Origin of the sequence: Pseudomonas kitaguniensis (assembly GCF_049199985.1) — a bacterium.
In the GTDB taxonomy this organism is placed as follows: domain Bacteria; phylum Pseudomonadota; class Gammaproteobacteria; order Pseudomonadales; family Pseudomonadaceae; genus Aquipseudomonas; species Aquipseudomonas kitaguniensis.
This window is the reverse complement of record NZ_JBLZPT010000007.1, coordinates 149,534-164,582: the sequence shown is the minus strand read 5'-3', so window position 1 is coordinate 164,582 and position 15,049 is coordinate 149,534. Positions and strand designations below refer to the sequence as shown.

The 15,049-nt window shown below is 60.4% G+C and carries 15 protein-coding genes; 3 read left to right on the top strand and 12 right to left on the bottom strand.

From position 1 onward, the window contains the following. Window positions 1–183: 183 nt before the first annotated feature. The 3 genes from ACOZK9_RS12195 to ACOZK9_RS12185 all read right to left on the bottom strand — a co-directional run bounded on the left by ACOZK9_RS12195 (window position 184) and on the right by ACOZK9_RS12185 (window position 3,387). Window positions 184–816, bottom strand: a complete 633-nt coding sequence (locus ACOZK9_RS12195) for a LysE family transporter (RefSeq protein WP_058413788.1) — start codon at window positions 814–816, stop codon at window positions 184–186. Between the two features lie 88 nt (window positions 817–904). After that, window positions 905–1,477, bottom strand: a complete 573-nt coding sequence (locus tag ACOZK9_RS12190) for a mechanosensitive ion channel family protein (RefSeq protein ID WP_058413789.1) — start codon at window positions 1,475–1,477, stop codon at window positions 905–907. Then, window positions 1,477–3,387, bottom strand: a complete 1,911-nt coding sequence (locus ACOZK9_RS12185; RefSeq protein WP_099234939.1) for an ATP-binding cassette domain-containing protein — start codon at window positions 3,385–3,387, stop codon at window positions 1,477–1,479. Before ACOZK9_RS12185 ends, ACOZK9_RS12190 begins: the two co-directional genes overlap by 1 nt. A gap of 50 nt (window positions 3,388–3,437) precedes the next feature. Here ACOZK9_RS12185 and ACOZK9_RS12180 point away from each other — a divergent pair, with 50 nt between their 5' ends. Then, window positions 3,438–3,902 carry a TIGR02444 family protein gene (locus ACOZK9_RS12180; protein WP_421555914.1) on the top strand — a complete coding sequence of 155 codons (465 nt, stop codon included), beginning with the start codon at window positions 3,438–3,440 and terminating at the stop codon, window positions 3,900–3,902. Here the strand turns inward: ACOZK9_RS12180 and ACOZK9_RS12175 are convergent. Next, window positions 3,899–5,032 (bottom strand): AlgP family protein, encoded by a 1,134-nt coding sequence (locus ACOZK9_RS12175; RefSeq protein WP_421555913.1) that lies wholly within the window; start codon window positions 5,030–5,032, stop codon window positions 3,899–3,901. The genes ACOZK9_RS12180 and ACOZK9_RS12175 overlap by 4 nt on opposite strands. Window positions 5,033–5,224: 192 nt before the next feature. Here ACOZK9_RS12175 and ACOZK9_RS12170 point away from each other — a divergent pair, with 192 nt between their 5' ends. Further along, window positions 5,225–5,902: an FKBP-type peptidyl-prolyl cis-trans isomerase gene (locus ACOZK9_RS12170; protein WP_152750009.1), complete on the top strand. Its 678-nt coding sequence runs from the start codon at window positions 5,225–5,227 to the stop codon at window positions 5,900–5,902. Window positions 5,903–5,956: 54 nt separating this feature from the next. On the opposite strand, the gene ACOZK9_RS12165 is transcribed toward ACOZK9_RS12170, so the two are convergent. From ACOZK9_RS12165 to ACOZK9_RS12135, 7 genes are all read right to left on the bottom strand, one after another. Beyond that, on the bottom strand, window positions 5,957–6,415 hold the full coding sequence (locus tag ACOZK9_RS12165; protein ID WP_058413794.1) for an Rsd/AlgQ family anti-sigma factor: 459 nt from the start codon (window positions 6,413–6,415) through the stop codon (window positions 5,957–5,959). Between the two features lie 209 nt (window positions 6,416–6,624). After that, entirely contained in the window at window positions 6,625–7,146 is a 522-nt protein-coding gene (locus ACOZK9_RS12160) for a disulfide bond formation protein B (protein ID WP_122249582.1), read from the bottom strand. A 234-nt stretch (window positions 7,147–7,380) separates the two neighbouring features. Continuing rightward, on the bottom strand, window positions 7,381–8,622 hold the full coding sequence (locus ACOZK9_RS12155) for a heme biosynthesis protein HemY (RefSeq protein ID WP_058413796.1): 1,242 nt from the start codon (window positions 8,620–8,622) through the stop codon (window positions 7,381–7,383). A gap of 5 nt (window positions 8,623–8,627) precedes the next feature. Further along, window positions 8,628–9,743, bottom strand: a complete 1,116-nt coding sequence (locus ACOZK9_RS12150; protein ID WP_172979366.1) for a uroporphyrinogen-III C-methyltransferase — start codon at window positions 9,741–9,743, stop codon at window positions 8,628–8,630. Between the two features lie 41 nt (window positions 9,744–9,784). After that, window positions 9,785–10,534 carry a uroporphyrinogen-III synthase gene (locus ACOZK9_RS12145; RefSeq protein ID WP_421555912.1) on the bottom strand — a complete coding sequence of 250 codons (750 nt, stop codon included), beginning with the start codon at window positions 10,532–10,534 and terminating at the stop codon, window positions 9,785–9,787. Next, window positions 10,531–11,472: a hydroxymethylbilane synthase gene (hemC, locus tag ACOZK9_RS12140; RefSeq protein WP_122249585.1), complete on the bottom strand. Its 942-nt coding sequence runs from the start codon at window positions 11,470–11,472 to the stop codon at window positions 10,531–10,533. Before hemC ends, ACOZK9_RS12145 begins: the two co-directional genes overlap by 4 nt. A gap of 138 nt (window positions 11,473–11,610) precedes the next feature. Continuing rightward, the gene (locus tag ACOZK9_RS12135) at window positions 11,611–12,357 is read right to left on the bottom strand and encodes a LytR/AlgR family response regulator transcription factor (RefSeq protein WP_152750010.1); all 747 of its coding nucleotides are present in this window, start codon (window positions 12,355–12,357) and stop codon (window positions 11,611–11,613) included. Window positions 12,358–12,859: 502 nt separating this feature from the next. Between ACOZK9_RS12135 and argH the strand changes: the two genes are divergently transcribed. After that, window positions 12,860–14,254, top strand: a complete 1,395-nt coding sequence (gene argH, locus ACOZK9_RS12130; RefSeq protein ID WP_421555911.1) for an argininosuccinate lyase — start codon at window positions 12,860–12,862, stop codon at window positions 14,252–14,254. 110 nt (window positions 14,255–14,364) lie between these two features. On the opposite strand, the gene ACOZK9_RS12125 is transcribed toward argH, so the two are convergent. Further along, complete coding sequence (locus ACOZK9_RS12125) at window positions 14,365–15,024, bottom strand: glutathione S-transferase family protein (RefSeq protein WP_058413802.1); 660 nt, start codon at window positions 15,022–15,024, stop codon at window positions 14,365–14,367. Window positions 15,025–15,049 lie beyond the last annotated feature (25 nt).

The window sequence follows — 15,049 nt, the reverse complement described above, 5'->3', positions numbered from 1 at the left end:
GTTGAACGTTAAGCGAAAAACACCAAGAGAATGTTGCAGCGCCGAAACCAATGCGGGAGCGGGCTTGCTCGCGATGGCATCAACCCGGTGTACCTGATGGCCCGAGGTGTCTGCATCGCGAGCAAGCCCGCTCCCACAAAAAAACGCTTTTGATCTAACCCGTAACGGGCTCCAAATCGAGGCTTATGCCGTTGCGCGGTGCAAGCTGGCGAGAAAACCCGCAGCCCCCACGAACAACCCGGCAAATGTACGGTTCATGCGCCTTTGCTGCTTGGGCGTGCGCAGCAGGCGCAAGACTTTCGACGCGAGCCCCGTGTAACCGGCCATGACGATCATGTCGACGCAGATCATCGTCGCGCCCAGCATCAGGTATTGGCTCAACAAAGGCGCTTGCGGGTTCACGAACTGCGGCAGCACCGCCAGCATGAACACCAAGGCCTTGGGGTTGCTGGCGTTGACCAGAAAACCGCGAAACATCATCGCCAGCGGCTTGCCGATAGGACGCACCGCCGCGCTGTCGCTCATGTCCATGGGCAGCGCTCGCCATTGCTTGATCGCCAGGTACACCAGGTACGCCACGCCAAACCATTTGATCACATAGAACGCGGTAGAAGACGCCGCCAGAATGGCACCCAGCCCGCCCGCCACCACGGCAATCTGCATCGCCAGGCCCAATTGCAGGCCAATGGCGTTCCAGTAACCGCGCAGGAAACCGTATTGCAGGCCGCTGGACATCGAAGCGATAGCGCCTGCGCCAGGGGAAAGGGAGATGATCCAACTGGCCAGGAAAAACGCCAGCCATGTGTCGAGTGCCATTACACACCTCAGGGGGAAGTCAGCAGTTATGCCTAAAGCTAACTCCGCCGACCAAAGGCTGGCTATCTATTTTTACCGGCCGTAAAGGCTAGTGATCGCCGGGGAACACGTGAGTGCCCGGCCAACGCCTTACCGAACGCTGGAAGAACAGGCTATTGGGCACTTGCACCATCGCGCTGTCGGTGCCGGCTTCTGCCACTTCAATCAGCGTGGTGTAGAGCAGGTTAATTGCCACCACGCGGCCTTTTACGCCGGGTTTGTCGACGGTGTCCACCAGCTCGACGATGTCACCGAGGCGAAACGGCCCGACGGTGAAGATCAAGATGGCGCACAGCAGGTTGGACAGCACCGACCACATGGCGAAGAACGCCACGGCGGCAACTGCGACAAACCCCGACAGCGCCGTCCATAACACCGTGGCCGATACGCCAAGGCGGCCCAGCACGAAGATCAGCGCGCTGCCCATGATCAGCCAGCGCAAGCCGCCGCGCAGGGGCATCAGCAGTTGCGGCGGGAACGGGTAGCGCTCACCCAAGCGGTTGAGGCCTTTGGCGACGAAACGCTGGGCGAAGTACCCGGCCAACAGGATCAGCAGGATTTGCACGCCGACCCACAATGGCTCGACCCACTGAGTCGGCAACGGCAGTTGCAGCGCTTCCATCAGGACAGCGCCTCCAGCTCCGCTTGCAGGGTTTCCAGCAGCTCGAGGGCCTCCATCCAGGTTTCCTCCAATTGCCCTTCGCGCACCTTGAGCCTGGCCTGTTCGGCCAGCAGGTCGCGCAGCTCGTCCTTGCGCGCAGCCTCGTACACGGCGCTGTCGCCCAGGCTGGTTTCGATCTTGGCCAAGCGCTCATGCAGCTTGCCCAGCTCGGCTTCCAGCTTGTCGGCTTCACGCTTGTGCGGCGCCAACTGCTGGCGCAGTGCGGCGGCGGCCTGACGCTGGGCTTTTTTGTCGGTTTTGTCCGGGTTGACCGGGGTGTTGCTGGTCGGTGCATTACGCAGGCGGTAATCCGTCAGCCAGCGGGCGTAGTCGTCGAGGTCGCCGTCGAACTCTTCGACCTTGCCGTCAGCCACCAGCAGGAAGTTGTCGGTCGTGCTCTTGAGCAAGTGGCGATCGTGAGACACCACCAGTACCGCGCCGCTGAACTCCTGCAGGGCCATGGTCAGCGCCAGGCGCATTTCCAGGTCCAGGTGGTTGGTCGGTTCGTCGAGCAACAGCAGGTTCGGCCGGTCCCAAGCGATCAACGCCAAGGCCAGGCGGGCTTTTTCACCGCCCGAGAAATTCAACACGGGCTCATCAATGCGCGCGCCACGGAAGTCAAAACCGCCAAGGAAGTCGCGCAGTACCTGTTCACGCTCGGTCGGCGCCAAGCGTTGCAGGTGCAGCAGCGGGCTCGCTTTGGAATCGAGCGAATCCAACTGATGCTGGGCAAAGTAGCCCACCACCAGGTTTTCGCCACGGGTCAGGCGGCCGGCCAGCGGTTGCAATTCGCCCGAGAGGTTCTTGATCAGCGTGGACTTGCCCGCGCCGTTAGGCCCGAGCAAACCGATGCGTGCGCCCGGTGTGAGCTGCAGCTTGACCTTCTCCAGGATGGTTTTTTCGCCATAACCGAGGCGTGCATCCGAGAGGTCCAGCAGCGGGCTGGAGATTTTTACCGACTCGCGGAATACAAAGTCGAACGGCGAATCAACGTGGGCCGCCGACAGCTCTTCCATGCGCTCCAGGGCTTTGATCCGGCTCTGGGCCTGACGCGCCTTGGTGGCTTGGGCCTTGAAACGGGCGATGTAGCTTTCCATGTGCGCACGCTGCGCCTGCTGCTTCTCGAACGCTTGCTGTTGCTGGGCCAGACGCTCGGCGCGCGCGCGCTCGAAGGCAGTGTAGCCGCCACGGTAAAGGGTGATTTTCTTCTGTTCAACGTGGGCGATGTTATCGACCACTGCGTCGAGAAAATCCCGGTCGTGGGAAATCAGCAGCAACGTGCCGGGGTAGCTCTTGAGGAAGTCTTCCAGCCACAGGATCGCATCGAGGTCCAAGTGGTTGGTCGGTTCGTCGAGCAGCAACAGGTCCGAAGGGCACATCAGCGCCTGCGCCAGATTCAGGCGCATGCGCCAGCCGCCGGAGAAGTCGGCGACCGGGCGGTCCATCTGTTCGTTGGTAAAACCAAGGCCGGCAAGCATTTTGCGCGCACGCGCGTCGGCGGTGTAGCCGTCGGCACTGTCGAGTTCCGAGTGCAGGCGGGCTTGGGCGGCGCCGTCCTGGGCGTTCTCGGCCTCGGCCAGATCACGTTGTACCTGGCGCAAACGCAGGTCGCCGTCGAGCACGTAGTCGACCGCAATGCGGTCCAGCGTGTCGATCTCCTGGCGCATATGCGCAATGCGCCAGTCGGCAGGCAGCAAGCAGTCCCCGGAATCCGGGGTCAGCTCACCCAGCAACAAGGCGAACAACGTGGATTTGCCGGCGCCATTGGCACCGATCAGGCCGGCTTTGTGACCGGCGTGCAGGGTCAGCTCGGCGTCTTCAAGAAGACGTTGCGGGCCACGCTGTAATGTTAGGCTTTGAAGTCGGATCATAATGGCGGCGGAGTCTACCAGCTTCGTTGGCCGCTGGCTTGGGTGTGAATATGTGCGCTGACCTGTGGAGCTTTGCCCTTTCGACTTACGCCCGCCCGGGCGTCGAGGCTGCTTGCCTGCGCCTGCAGGAAAACGGCGCGAATGTGTGCCTGTTGCTGTGTGGCGCGTGGCTGGAGCAGCGAGGTGTGGCGCCGACAGCCGAGCGCATGCAGGCGCTTAAACAGCTTGCCGAGCCTTGGCAGACAGACGTGGTCGAACCCTTGCGGCAGGTACGCCTGCAATGGCGGGCCATGGCGCAGCAGGATGAACAATTGGCGACGTTACGCGAGCGGGTCAAAGCCTTGGAGCTGGACGCCGAGCGAGCGTTGTTGGCGCGCCTGGAGGCAATGGCGCAGGCATGGCCGACAGGTGAGTCGAGGGGGCAACATAGATGGCTCGAAGGCTTGGCGGCCGAAGCCGCCAACCTTCACCACGACGCGCTGCTGTCGCTGCGCGTTGTGACCACCAGCACTTAGGAAGCGCTGGTTGGGGTAGTGCTTGGCGCTGCCGGTGCTGGCGTGGTGCTCGCCGGCGCAGTTGCAGCGGTGGACGCTGCGGGGGTAGTTGGCTTGGCGGCGGCTGGCTGGGCAGCTGGTTTTGCAGCAGCAGGCTTGGCGACTGGTTTGGCAGAAACGGTTTTAGCAACTGGCTTGGCGGCTGGTTTGGCAGCAGTTGTTTTAGCAACTGGCTTCGCGGCTGGCTTGGCAGCAGCGGTTTTGGCAGCTGGCTTGGCGGCTGGTTTAGCAGCAGTTGTTTTAGCAACTGGCTTCGCGGCTGGTTTGGCAGCAGCGGTTTTGGCAGCTGGCTTGGCGGCTGGTTTGGCAGCAGCAGTTTTAGCAACTGGCTTGGCGGCCGGTTTGGCAGCAGCGGTTTTAGCAGCTGGCTTGGCGGCCGGTTTGGCAGCAGCAGTTTTGGCAGCTGGCTTGGCGGCCGGTTTGGCAACTGCAGTTTTAGCCGCTGGCTTGGCGGCTGGTTTGGCAGCAGCGGTTTTAGCCACTGGCTTGGCGGCCGGTTTGGCAGCTGCAGTTTTAGCCACTGGCTTGGCGGCTGGCTTTGCAGCAGCAGTTTTAGCCACTGGCTTGGCGGCTGGCTTTGCAGCAGCAGTTTTAGCCACTGGCTTGGCGGCTGGCTTTGCAGCAGCGGTTTTAGCCGCAGGCTTGGCAGCTGTTTTTGCAGCAGCCTTCGGCGCAGTAGCTTTTGCCGGCGTACGAGCGCCCAACGCTTTAGTCACGGCTTCCTTCACACGGCCAACGCCCTGGGCCAGTTTCAGGCTTTCCTGAGCATCGCGTTTGAGTTGGGAAATGTAGGTGCGGGTTTCAGCTTGACGATCTTTAAGAGCATCCAGCAGGTCTTCAAGTTCTTTGACCGCGTCTTTGGCTTTGGCTTGTGCCTTGGCCTTGCCGGCTGTGGCGGCGCCTTGCAGTTTGGTGCGGGACTTGTGCAATTTTTCTTGCGCTTTACCGCGTTGTTTTTCCAGTTTGGCGAGCAGTTTTTCTGCATCAGCCAACGCTTGGGAACACGCGCTTTCCAGGTGTTCGAGCAAGCTGCCCGAAAGTTGTTGGAGTAAGTGCAACGGGGTATTTACAGGCTTCTGTTTGGCCGACATGGTTTACCTCCTGGCTGACGTGGGTGCGGCTCATACTAGCCCTCTGCTCTTACCGCCGCTAGGGCATGTTGACAGTATCGTTTGCCTTGCGTTGCACCTTCACAAAATTCTTATTGTTATAACGAAAAACCACGGCACTTTTTGCGTACTCACACTGGCATAATCCGTCGCACTTTCGGCGGGAGAATGCAGATGTCGCGTTACCTTTTTCTAGCACTTGGTTTGGCGATTTGCACAGCCAATGCAGGCGGGCAATCGCCGCCCAAAACCACCGACCAAGACTCCCACGACCTCGCGTACAGCCTGGGCGCAAGTCTCGGTGAACGCTTGCGCCAAGAGGTTCCCGACCTGCAGATTCAGGCCTTGGTCGACGGCCTCAAGCAAGCCTATCAAGGCAAGCCACTGGCGCTGGACAACGCACGTATCGAACAGATACTTGCCCAACACGAAGCGCAGAACGCGGCCGACGCTCAAGCGCCGCACAGTGAAAAAGCACTCGTTGCCGAACAGCAATTTTTAACCAGGGAAAAAGCCGCAGTCGGCGTGCGTGAGTTGCCGGAGGGCATTCTACTCACCGAACTGACGCCCGGCAGCGGCAACAAACCATCGGCCAGTGATGAGGTGCAGGTGAAATACGTGGGGCGGTTGCCCGATGGCACGGTCTTCGATCAGACCACGCAGCCTCAGTGGTTTCGCTTGGGCAGCGTGATCAATGGCTGGAACATTGCCCTGCAACAGATGCCGACAGGCGCGAAATGGCGCTTGGTGATTCCCTCCGCACAGGCCTATGGCGCCGACGGCGCAGGTGAGCTGATCCCGCCGTATACACCGCTGGTGTTCGAGATCGAACTGCTCGGCACTCGCCACTGAGCGAATAAAAAACGGTGCGCAATGCGCACCGTTTTTTAGTTACCGCAGCGCCAATCAGACTAAAGCGTCGGCCTGTTCTTTGTGGGCGTTATGCAGCACTTCGATCAGGCAGTCTTCCAGTTCGAAACGCTCATGCAGCAACCCACCCAGCTCTTTGAATTTTTCTGCAACACACTGGCCGGCATCACACAGGTCGGTGAACGCCAGCAACTTCTCGGTGATGTCATCAATGCGTGGGTAAATGGTTTCAGCCAGGTCCAGACCACGCTGATCGTCAAAGGCCTCGGCCTCTTTGGTCAGTTGTTCGTAGACGCCGAAATGGCCAGCAGACACGTAGTCCACCAACACACCACAGAAATCCTGCAACGATTCGCCACTCTCAGCCAGGGCCTCGGGCTTGGCGCCGAGATCATCAAAGGCCCGAACCAGCTCGTGACGTGCCCTCAGCCAGCTGTCGATCAGCTTGTGCACCCCACCCCAGCGTTCCTGAGCATTCTGACAACTTTCCAACATGATGTTCTCTCTTCCCTATAGGGGCGTTGCTGCCCTTTGCTCGCGCAACACTTCAAGGATAAAGCAGCGGGCGACCGAGGCCGCGAATGGCAAACGGATTCAATAATGCGTGCGGGCCAGATTATGCCCGCATGACTATGGCTTCAAGGTACGCAGGAGAGAAAGTTCATACAAGTGTTTAATCCCTCCCGACGTAACGTGAATCGCTTTTACGGCTGCGCATGCTCCAAACGGCGGCTCAATAACAGCCGTGAAAACTGTATGGCGCCGAGGAACAGCATCGCCAGGAAGAACAACAGGCTCCACTCGGGAAGGCTCAGATCAAGCAGCGTCCAGTTGATCTCCACGCAATCAACCGTGCCTTTGACCGTCGATTTCAGGGCTTGCCACAGCGACAGGTTTTCAATCATGTAATGCAGGCTTGGCCAGCAAGCGTTGGCCTGCTCCGGCGCGGCATTTTGTAGCAGCACCTGGCGCACGGCGGTGATCGCACCGAACAGCGCACACCCCATGCTGGCCAAGCCGTAAAGGTAGGCGCCCATGCGTTTGGGGCTATGGAGCGCTCCGACCAGGTTGATCAGGGTGAAGGCCGCCAGAAAAATGCGCTGTACCTGGCAAAGGAAACAAGGCCGTAGCAGTGCGCCGTACTCAAGATAAAAAGACGCACCCAACGTCAGCGCACCGGCCAGGAACGCCAGAAGAAACAAGGAGCGTGAAGGGGCCAAAGACATTGTTATCCGTACCGCAAGAGATAGACCATTACGGTAGAGGAAAGGCCTTACCCCTTTCAATACGCGTTAGAGCAGACAATTCCGATAGAGCATAGGGATATGCCGTCAGAGCCTGGATGACTTCAAGCAACTGGCGGTAGGAATTTACTACCAAGCGCTCTACACCGAGCACTTGCAGCGTGCCGAGAGGCTGACCTCAGAAGTATCCGGGCCAACCCCAGGCGCTTTCCTACGTTAAACCCGAGCAGGCACAGGTAACGGTGACGCCAGCAAACGACTGTCCAGAAGGCCCAGGCCCTCCTGGAACAGTTGATTACTGCGCTCGGTATCACCCAACTGTGCCAGCAGACGCGCCAACTCCGCACAGGCTTCAGGATTACGCTGCACCCGCAGGCTGCTTTCCAGGTAGTCCCGCGACTTGCCCCACAAACTGTTTTGCAGACACAGGCGGCCCAGGGTCAGCAGCAGGCTGGCATCACCGGGATGGTCCTTGAGCCAGCCTTCGGCGAATTTCAACTGCCGGGCCGGATCAGCGCCGCGCAGCAAACCATAGAGCCGGATCAGGTGGCTGTCATAGCCGCGCTTGATGGCGCCGCGCAACACTTCCTCAGCCTTGGCATCGGCGCCGAGCCGACGCAGTTGCTCAGCATAAGCCACCACCAACTGCGGTTCTTGGCGCTGGGCCGAAGTCAGTTGCTCCCAAGCGCGCTCCAGGGATTGCAAACCCGCTTCGCCCTGCTCTTGATGGTGCGCGGCCAAGCCCAGGTTTTCACCCCAGGCGCGACGCTCAAGTTCGGCCAGCTCGGTGCCTGGAATCACTTTGTCTTTGCGCAATTCCGGCAACAAACGAATCACCGACGACCAATCACCACGCTGCTGATGCAGGCGCTGCAACTGGCGCAACACCTGTGGGTTACGCGGGTGACGCTCGTGCATGGCCTGCAAGGTCACCAGCGCACCGTCAGTATCGCCACGGTCCATCTGCAATTGCGCATGGCTCAAGGCGATGGCCAGTTCAGCCTGTGGCTGACGCTCCAGAGCGCGTTCCAACAGACCGTCAGACTCGTCATAACGGCCCTGCTCGTTGGCCGCACGCGCAGCCCCGAGGTAGTACAGCAAAGGGTGGCGCTCCGCCTCTGCGGCGCGATGCAAGTGACGCTCGGCACTCGCCCAGCGGCCTTCGGCAAGGTCCATCTGGCCCTGCTCAATCGCAATTTGCACACGACGGCTACGATTGCGCCGCGACCACGGGTTGACCACGCCACCGGAGGTGGTGAGCAAACTCAGCAACACACGAACTACGTAGATCGCCAGGCCGATGGCAAACAGCCCCAACAACGAAGCCCACAGGCTCGACTCGTAATTGAGCACATGGGGATAGGTAATCAGCACGTAGCCGGTGTGTTTCGAAATACCCACGGCCAATGCCAGGGTGATCGCAATCACCAGCACCAGGATCACATAGAAACGCTTCATCGGCTCTACTCCTGCTTCGCCGGCGTGCCCGCCGACGCCTTGGCTTCATCGGCAGACAAATGCCGGCGCTCAAGGTAGGCCTGCACTGCCGCGAGGCTGGCGGCCAGGTCCGGCGTGACAACGGAGACGGCTTTAGGCTCAAGCTCGGCGATACGCGCCAGCATTGCCTTGCTCTGCGGGTTTTCCTGATTGAAGTTGTCTTGCAGCACACTGCGCGCTTCACCCAGAGAACGGCTGTACACCGCCGTTTCGCCGTTGAGTGCAGCCCACTGCGCCTGCTCCAGCGCCAGGCTCAGGGCCAGACGTACCTGGTTCAAACCCTGGCCTGCGAGTAATGGGCGAATATTATCGTCAGGGTTAAAGTCGATGCGGAAGTAGCGGGAAATATGCTCCCACCATTGGCTCCAGCGGCTCTCGGGCTCAGCGCTCGACGGCCCTTTGGAGGACGGTTCGGTAAGCTCGTATTCCGGCGCGATAGCCGCCAACTGCACGACCTGATCGCGCAACGCCGCCAGTTGCAGGTACAAACCGGTGCGGTCTGGCTGCTCGGTACTGCGCAACGCGGCAAGGCTTTTGGACAATTGCTCGCGAGCGGCGTAAGCGCCTGGATCGCTTTGCTCGCGTAGAATTTCGTCGGCACCCTGAACCAGCGACTGCGCACTGTTGATGTCCTGCAAAGCCGACAAACGCAAGCTGGCAAGGCGGATCAGATGCTCGGCTTCGGCCAGGCGCCAGTCTTGGCGGCTGGCACCCAGCACGGTTTCCAGACGCTGGCTCAGGCGCTGTTGATCGCCCTGTAACTGGGCGACCAGACGGCGCCGCTCTTCCAGCTCATCCGCGGCAGGTAACTGCGCCAAGCGTGCGGCCAACTGTTGTTGGCTCTGCTTGAGGGTTTGCGATTGGTCATCAAGGGTCTGCACCTGGCTCAGTTGTTGCTGACTGCTGGCTTGCAGGGCACGGACCTGCCAAATACCCCAACCGCCGACAGCAACCCCCGCGGCACCGAGCAGCAGGGCTACGATTGCCAGGCCATTGCCACGACGTGGCGCGGTGACCGGTGACTCAACCGGCGCATCAAGTGCGGGTTGGGTTTCATCTTTAGGCAAGGCTGTTTCGCTCACGTATCCGTCCTTTGCGTATCAGAGAGTGGCGGCGGCCTGCCTCATACGGCAGAGCTGCGCAACGCCACTAACAAAGCCGCGGCACTCGCGCCACGACAATCCACAACTTTTTCTGCGCCAGCGGCACGCGCCATTTCATAGACCCGCGGGCTGGGCACGAACAACGGCAGCTTCGCCACCTGCGGCCAATCATCGCCGGCCAGAGCTTGCAGGTGTAAAAAACCCTGCCCACTGCTGACCACCACGCCGTTCAAGCGTTCCAACTGGATGCGTTGCATCAACACCCCCGCGTCGTACGCCGGCAGTGAACGACGATACAACTCCAGGTAGTCGACACTAGCACCTTGCTCGCGCAAACGCTCAGCCAGCAGCTCTCGACCGCCCTCGCCACGCAAGATCAACACGTTGGCGGCGGGGCCTGCGACCGCCTCACGCAAGGCGGGCAATGCAAGCAACGCCTCGCTGTCGTCGCCGGCTTGCGGGTATTCAACGTTGAGGCCGTGATCGGCCAATAGCCGCGCAGTGGCGGCGCCTACGCTGAACCATTGCACGTGCGGCCAAGGCTGATCCAACTGCTGCAGGGCAAGGCGCGCCGCTGGCTTGCTGACCACGATCACCGCGTTATAGCGACCCAGCTCACGAAACACCGCCTGTTGCTCAGCCGTGACCGGCAAGGCTTCGATGTCGAGCAAGGGCAAGCTGCTGCTGAAAATGCCGACGTCAGACAACGACGCAGCCAGCGCTGCCGACTCCTCGGCAGGTCGCGTCAGCAATACTCGCCAGGTGTTCACCGCGGCCCTTCCTCGCCGTAGATTTTTTGCAGGATGGCGCCTGCGCCTTTTTCCAGCAGCTCTTCTGCCACCTGGATACCCAGCGCGCTGGCATCGCGTTGCGGCCCGCGTATCTCAGCGGTGAGCAGCGTGCCGCCAGCCGGATCGCCGACCAAACCACGCAGCCAAAGGTTTTCGCCTTCAAGCACGGCGTAGCAGGCAATCGGCACCTGGCAGCCACCGTTAAGGTGCTTGTTGAGCGCGCGCTCGGCGGTGACACGCACTTCAGTGTCAGGGTGATCAAGGGGTTTGAGCAGTGCGTGAATGTCAGCGTCGGCGGTACGGCATTCGATGCCGACTGCGCCCTGCCCGCCTGCGGGCAAGCTGTCTTCGACGCTGATGGCCGAGGTGATGCGGTCTTCGAAGCCCAAGCGAATCAAGCCTGCGGCGGCGAGGATGATCGCGTCATATTCGCCGGCATCCAGCTTGGCCAAGCGGGTGTTGACGTTGCCACGCAGGAAGCGAATTTGCAGGTCTGGGCGCCGGGTCAATAACTGCGCCTGCCGACGCAAGCTCGATGTGCCGACGACACTGCCCAGAGGCAGCGCCTCCAGAGAAGCGAAATGGTTGGAGACAAAAGCATCGCGCGGGTCTTCGCGCTCGCAGATGCAATACAGGCCCAAGCCTTCGGGGAAATCCATCGGCACGTCTTTCATCGAATGCACGGCGATGTCGGCTTCGTTTTCCAGCAGCGCGGTTTCCAGTTCCTTGACGAACAGACCCTTGCCGCCGATTTTCGACAACGGTGAGTCGAGCAACTTGTCGCCGCGACTGACCATGGGCACCAGGGACACTTTCAGCCCCGGGTGGGCCTGTTCAAGACGCGCTTTGACGTATTCGGCCTGCCACAAGGCCAAGGCGCTTTTACGGGTGGCGATGCGGATCTCGCGAGAAGACATGGATCAATCCGTACTAAATAGATACGGCAGATAATAACAGCTCAGGCAAACACGCTTTGATTTGAATCAGCAAGTGCGGGGCCTCCCTGGCCACGTCGCACCGCGATAAAAAACGCGCACCTCGCGGCAGCCCATAGACTAAAGCTGCTGCATCATCTTGCGCACGCCCGCAACGTGGCGTCGGCTGACGATCAAGGCGTCGCCGTTAAGCCCTTTGAGGAACAACTGAAAGTGCCCCAGCGGCGTGCGTTGCAAGCGTTCAATGCGCTCGCGTGCGACCAGCGCGTTGCGGTGGATACGCACGAAGCGGTCGCCGAACTCATCCTCAAGCGCCTTGAGCGGCTCATCAAGCAACACCTCGCCGGCCTCGTGCCGCAGCGTCACGTACTTGTGATCGGCAATAAAATAGATCACCTGGTTCAGCGGGATCAGTTCGATGCCTTTGCGCGTTCGCGCGCTGATATGGCTACGCGGCCCGTTACCGCTTTGGGCGGCCGGCTGAGTCAGGGCAGCGAGTTGCACTCGGTTTGGGCGCTCGGCTTTTTTCAAGGCCTTGAGTAACGCATCGCCAGCCACTGGCTTAAACAGGTACGCAACGCCACTGTCCTCCAGTGCCTGCTCGGGGAACTCTTCTTGAGCGGCGCACAACACCACGGCAGGCGGCGATTCCCGCTCACTCAGGCGGGCGGCAACTTGCAAGCCATCAAGGCCCGGCAAGCGAATATCGAGCAGCACTACATCCGGCTTGAGGCTGTCGATCAGCGTCAACGCCTCCTCGCCGTTGGTGGCGCTCGGTTCCAGTACGGTGTAACCCTCGAGTTCACTGACCAAACGGCTCAGTCGCTCGCGGGCTTGGGGTTCGTCATCAACGATCAGGACATTCATATTGCGCTGGATTCCTGCGTGAGTCTCGCACAAGGATAGCGTAGACAGGTGCGGTGACTTGCGTCACAGCGATCCACGCTAAGACTAGCGCGAGCGGCAAAAAGTGCCCCGAGAGCGGCACCCAAATTTACCCGGACCTGTTCAATAACGCCCAAGATCTGCCGCCTTTGGGCATAGTCGTAGGGTTTGCTGATACACAATCCGAATACCCCGCTTTTTAATGGATAGTCTGGGCTATGACCGCAGCACCCGACTTTGGTGCGTTCACACACTATCAGTGCAACTGTAGACGCTCGCTGAGACGATATTGCTCATTCGTCAAATATCGCATCAATAAGTACCTGCTTGCAGTTTCTTCCCGGACGCGGTCCGCGGCAAGGCACTTAGCCATCCTCGGCACAAATAAAAATGCCGACCACCCGCAGCACCGCCTCCACGGGCAACCCTGTTATTATCGGCGACACACTTCCATGCCTCTTTTAAGCAGATCACGAGCGAATCCATGAGCACCGACAAGACCAACCAGTCCTGGGGCGGCCGCTTCAGTGAACCCGTCGACGCCTTCGTCGCCCGCTTCACCGCCTCCGTCACCTTCGACCAGCGCCTGTACCGCCACGACATCATGGGCTCGATCGCCCACGCCACGATGCTGGCCAAGGTCGGCGTGCTGACTGACGCCGAGCGCGACAGCATCATTGATGGCCTGACCACCATTCGCGGTGAGATCGAGGCCGGCACTTTTGACTGGCGCGTCGACCTGGAAGACGTGCACATGAATATCGAGGCCCGCCTCACCGATCGCATCGGTGTGACCGGCAAAAAACTGCACACCGGGCGCAGCCGTAACGACCAGGTGGCCACCGATATTCGCTTGTGGTTGCGCGATGAAATCGACCTGATCCTGTCCGAAATCACGCGCCTGCAAAAAGGTTTGCTGGAGCAGGCCGAGCGTGAATCGGGCACCATCATGCCCGGTTTCACTCACCTGCAAACGGCGCAGCCGGTAACCTTCGGCCACCACTTGCTGGCGTGGTTCGAAATGCTCAGCCGCGACTACGAGCGCCTGGTCGATTGCCGCAAGCGCGCCAACCGCATGCCACTCGGCAGCGCCGCGCTGGCCGGCACCACCTACCCGATTGATCGTGAATACACCGCGCAATTGCTGGGTTTCGACGCCGTGGGCGGCAACTCCCTGGATGGCGTGTCGGACCGCGACTTCGCTATCGAATTCTGCGCCGCCGCCAGCATCGCGATGATGCACTTGTCGCGATTCTCCGAAGAGCTGGTGCTGTGGACCAGCGCGCAATTCCAGTTCATCGACCTGCCTGACCGCTTCTGCACCGGCAGCTCGATCATGCCACAAAAGAAAAACCCCGACGTGCCCGAGCTGGTGCGTGGCAAAAGCGGCCGTGTGTTCGGCGCGCTGATGGGCCTGCTGACCTTGATGAAGGGCCAACCGCTGGCCTACAACAAGGACAACCAGGAAGACAAAGAGCCGCTGTTCGACGCGGCCGACACGCTGCGTGATTCGCTGCGTGCGTTTGCCGACATGATCCCGGCGATCAAGCCCAAGCACGCGATCATGCGTGAAGCGGCCTTGCGCGGGTTCTCAACCGCGACGGACCTGGCGGACTACCTGGTGCGCCGTGGCCTGCCGTTCCGTGACTGCCACGAAATCGTCGGCCATGCCGTGAAATACGGCGTGGACACCGGCAAAGACCTGGCGGAAATGAGCCTGGAAGAGCTGCGCAAGTTCAGCGACCAGATCGAGCAAGATGTGTTTGCCGTACTGACGCTCGAAGGCTCGGTGAATGCACGCAACCACGTTGGCGGCACTGCGCCTGCGCAGGTCAAAGCAGCCGTGGTACGCGGCCAAGAGCTACTCGCCAGCCGCTAAAAGCTTCGCGAGCAAGCCCGCTCCCACATTTGACCGAGTTCCAGGCTTGGAATGCAGTCAAGTGTGGGAGCGGGCTTGCTCGCGAAGGCGCCATCACCGGCGCCAACCCTCTATTTTTTGGCCGCGATCATCGCCATAAACGCCGGCATTGCCGCTTCCCGGTCCGCCGCGACTTTCTGTGCGTTGGGCATGGCATGCAATCGCTCCAACAACACCTTGGCCGCTGGCAACTCCGCCAATAAATCCACGCCGAACAGCTTCTCGCCCACGGCGCAGGCAAGGTTCACGCTGTACATGAAGTAAATATCTGCAATCGTGAAGTTCTCCCCTGCGACATAGGGTGCGAACTTGCCATGCCGGCCTAAAGAGCCGACCCCCAACAGCAACTCAGCCCTGGATTTCTCCTTGATCGCCTCCGGCACCGGCATGCCGAAAAACGCTTCAGCGAAACACGCGCGGGCGGGCAACTCGATATACAGCTCGATTTCCCGGCACAGCGCCAGCACCTGAGCACGCTGAAACGGCTCGCCAGGCAGCAACGCAGGGCCTTCCTGGGTTTGCTCGATGTATTCGAGTATCACGCTGGTTTCGTTGATAAACCCCTGTTTGACCCCCAGAATCGGCACCTTGCCGCGAGGGCTGACCGACAGGGCTTCAGCCGTTTGGCCTGCGTAAAACGGCACCTCCTCAAACGGCAGGCCTTTCTCCAGCAGCGCCAGTTTGACCATGTTGTAGTAGTTGCTGACCGAAAATCCGTAAAGCTTGAGCATTGCGACTGCCTCCAGGCCGGGTGTG

What these genes read in the sequence shown, in the direction of transcription:
- ACOZK9_RS12195 (WP_058413788.1), bottom strand. Translation starts at nt 816, where the DNA reads ATGGCACTCGACACATGGCTGGCGTTTTTCCTGGCCAGTTGGATCATC.
- ACOZK9_RS12190 (WP_058413789.1), bottom strand. Translation starts at nt 1,477, where the DNA reads ATGGAAGCGCTGCAACTGCCGTTGCCGACTCAGTGGGTCGAGCCATTG.
- ACOZK9_RS12185 (WP_099234939.1), bottom strand. Translation starts at nt 3,387, where the DNA reads ATGATCCGACTTCAAAGCCTAACATTACAGCGTGGCCCGCAACGTCTT.
- ACOZK9_RS12180 (WP_421555914.1), top strand. Translation starts at nt 3,438, where the DNA reads ATGTGCGCTGACCTGTGGAGCTTTGCCCTTTCGACTTACGCCCGCCCG.
- ACOZK9_RS12175 (WP_421555913.1), bottom strand. Translation starts at nt 5,032, where the DNA reads ATGTCGGCCAAACAGAAGCCTGTAAATACCCCGTTGCACTTACTCCAA.
- ACOZK9_RS12170 (WP_152750009.1), top strand. Translation starts at nt 5,225, where the DNA reads ATGTCGCGTTACCTTTTTCTAGCACTTGGTTTGGCGATTTGCACAGCC.
- ACOZK9_RS12165 (WP_058413794.1), bottom strand. Translation starts at nt 6,415, where the DNA reads ATGTTGGAAAGTTGTCAGAATGCTCAGGAACGCTGGGGTGGGGTGCAC.
- ACOZK9_RS12160 (WP_122249582.1), bottom strand. Translation starts at nt 7,146, where the DNA reads ATGTCTTTGGCCCCTTCACGCTCCTTGTTTCTTCTGGCGTTCCTGGCC.
- ACOZK9_RS12155 (WP_058413796.1), bottom strand. Translation starts at nt 8,622, where the DNA reads ATGAAGCGTTTCTATGTGATCCTGGTGCTGGTGATTGCGATCACCCTG.
- hemC (WP_122249585.1), bottom strand. Translation starts at nt 11,472, where the DNA reads ATGTCTTCTCGCGAGATCCGCATCGCCACCCGTAAAAGCGCCTTGGCC.
- ACOZK9_RS12135 (WP_152750010.1), bottom strand. Translation starts at nt 12,357, where the DNA reads ATGAATGTCCTGATCGTTGATGACGAACCCCAAGCCCGCGAGCGACTG.
- argH (WP_421555911.1), top strand. Translation starts at nt 12,860, where the DNA reads ATGAGCACCGACAAGACCAACCAGTCCTGGGGCGGCCGCTTCAGTGAA.
- ACOZK9_RS12125 (WP_058413802.1), bottom strand. Translation starts at nt 15,024, where the DNA reads ATGCTCAAGCTTTACGGATTTTCGGTCAGCAACTACTACAACATGGTC.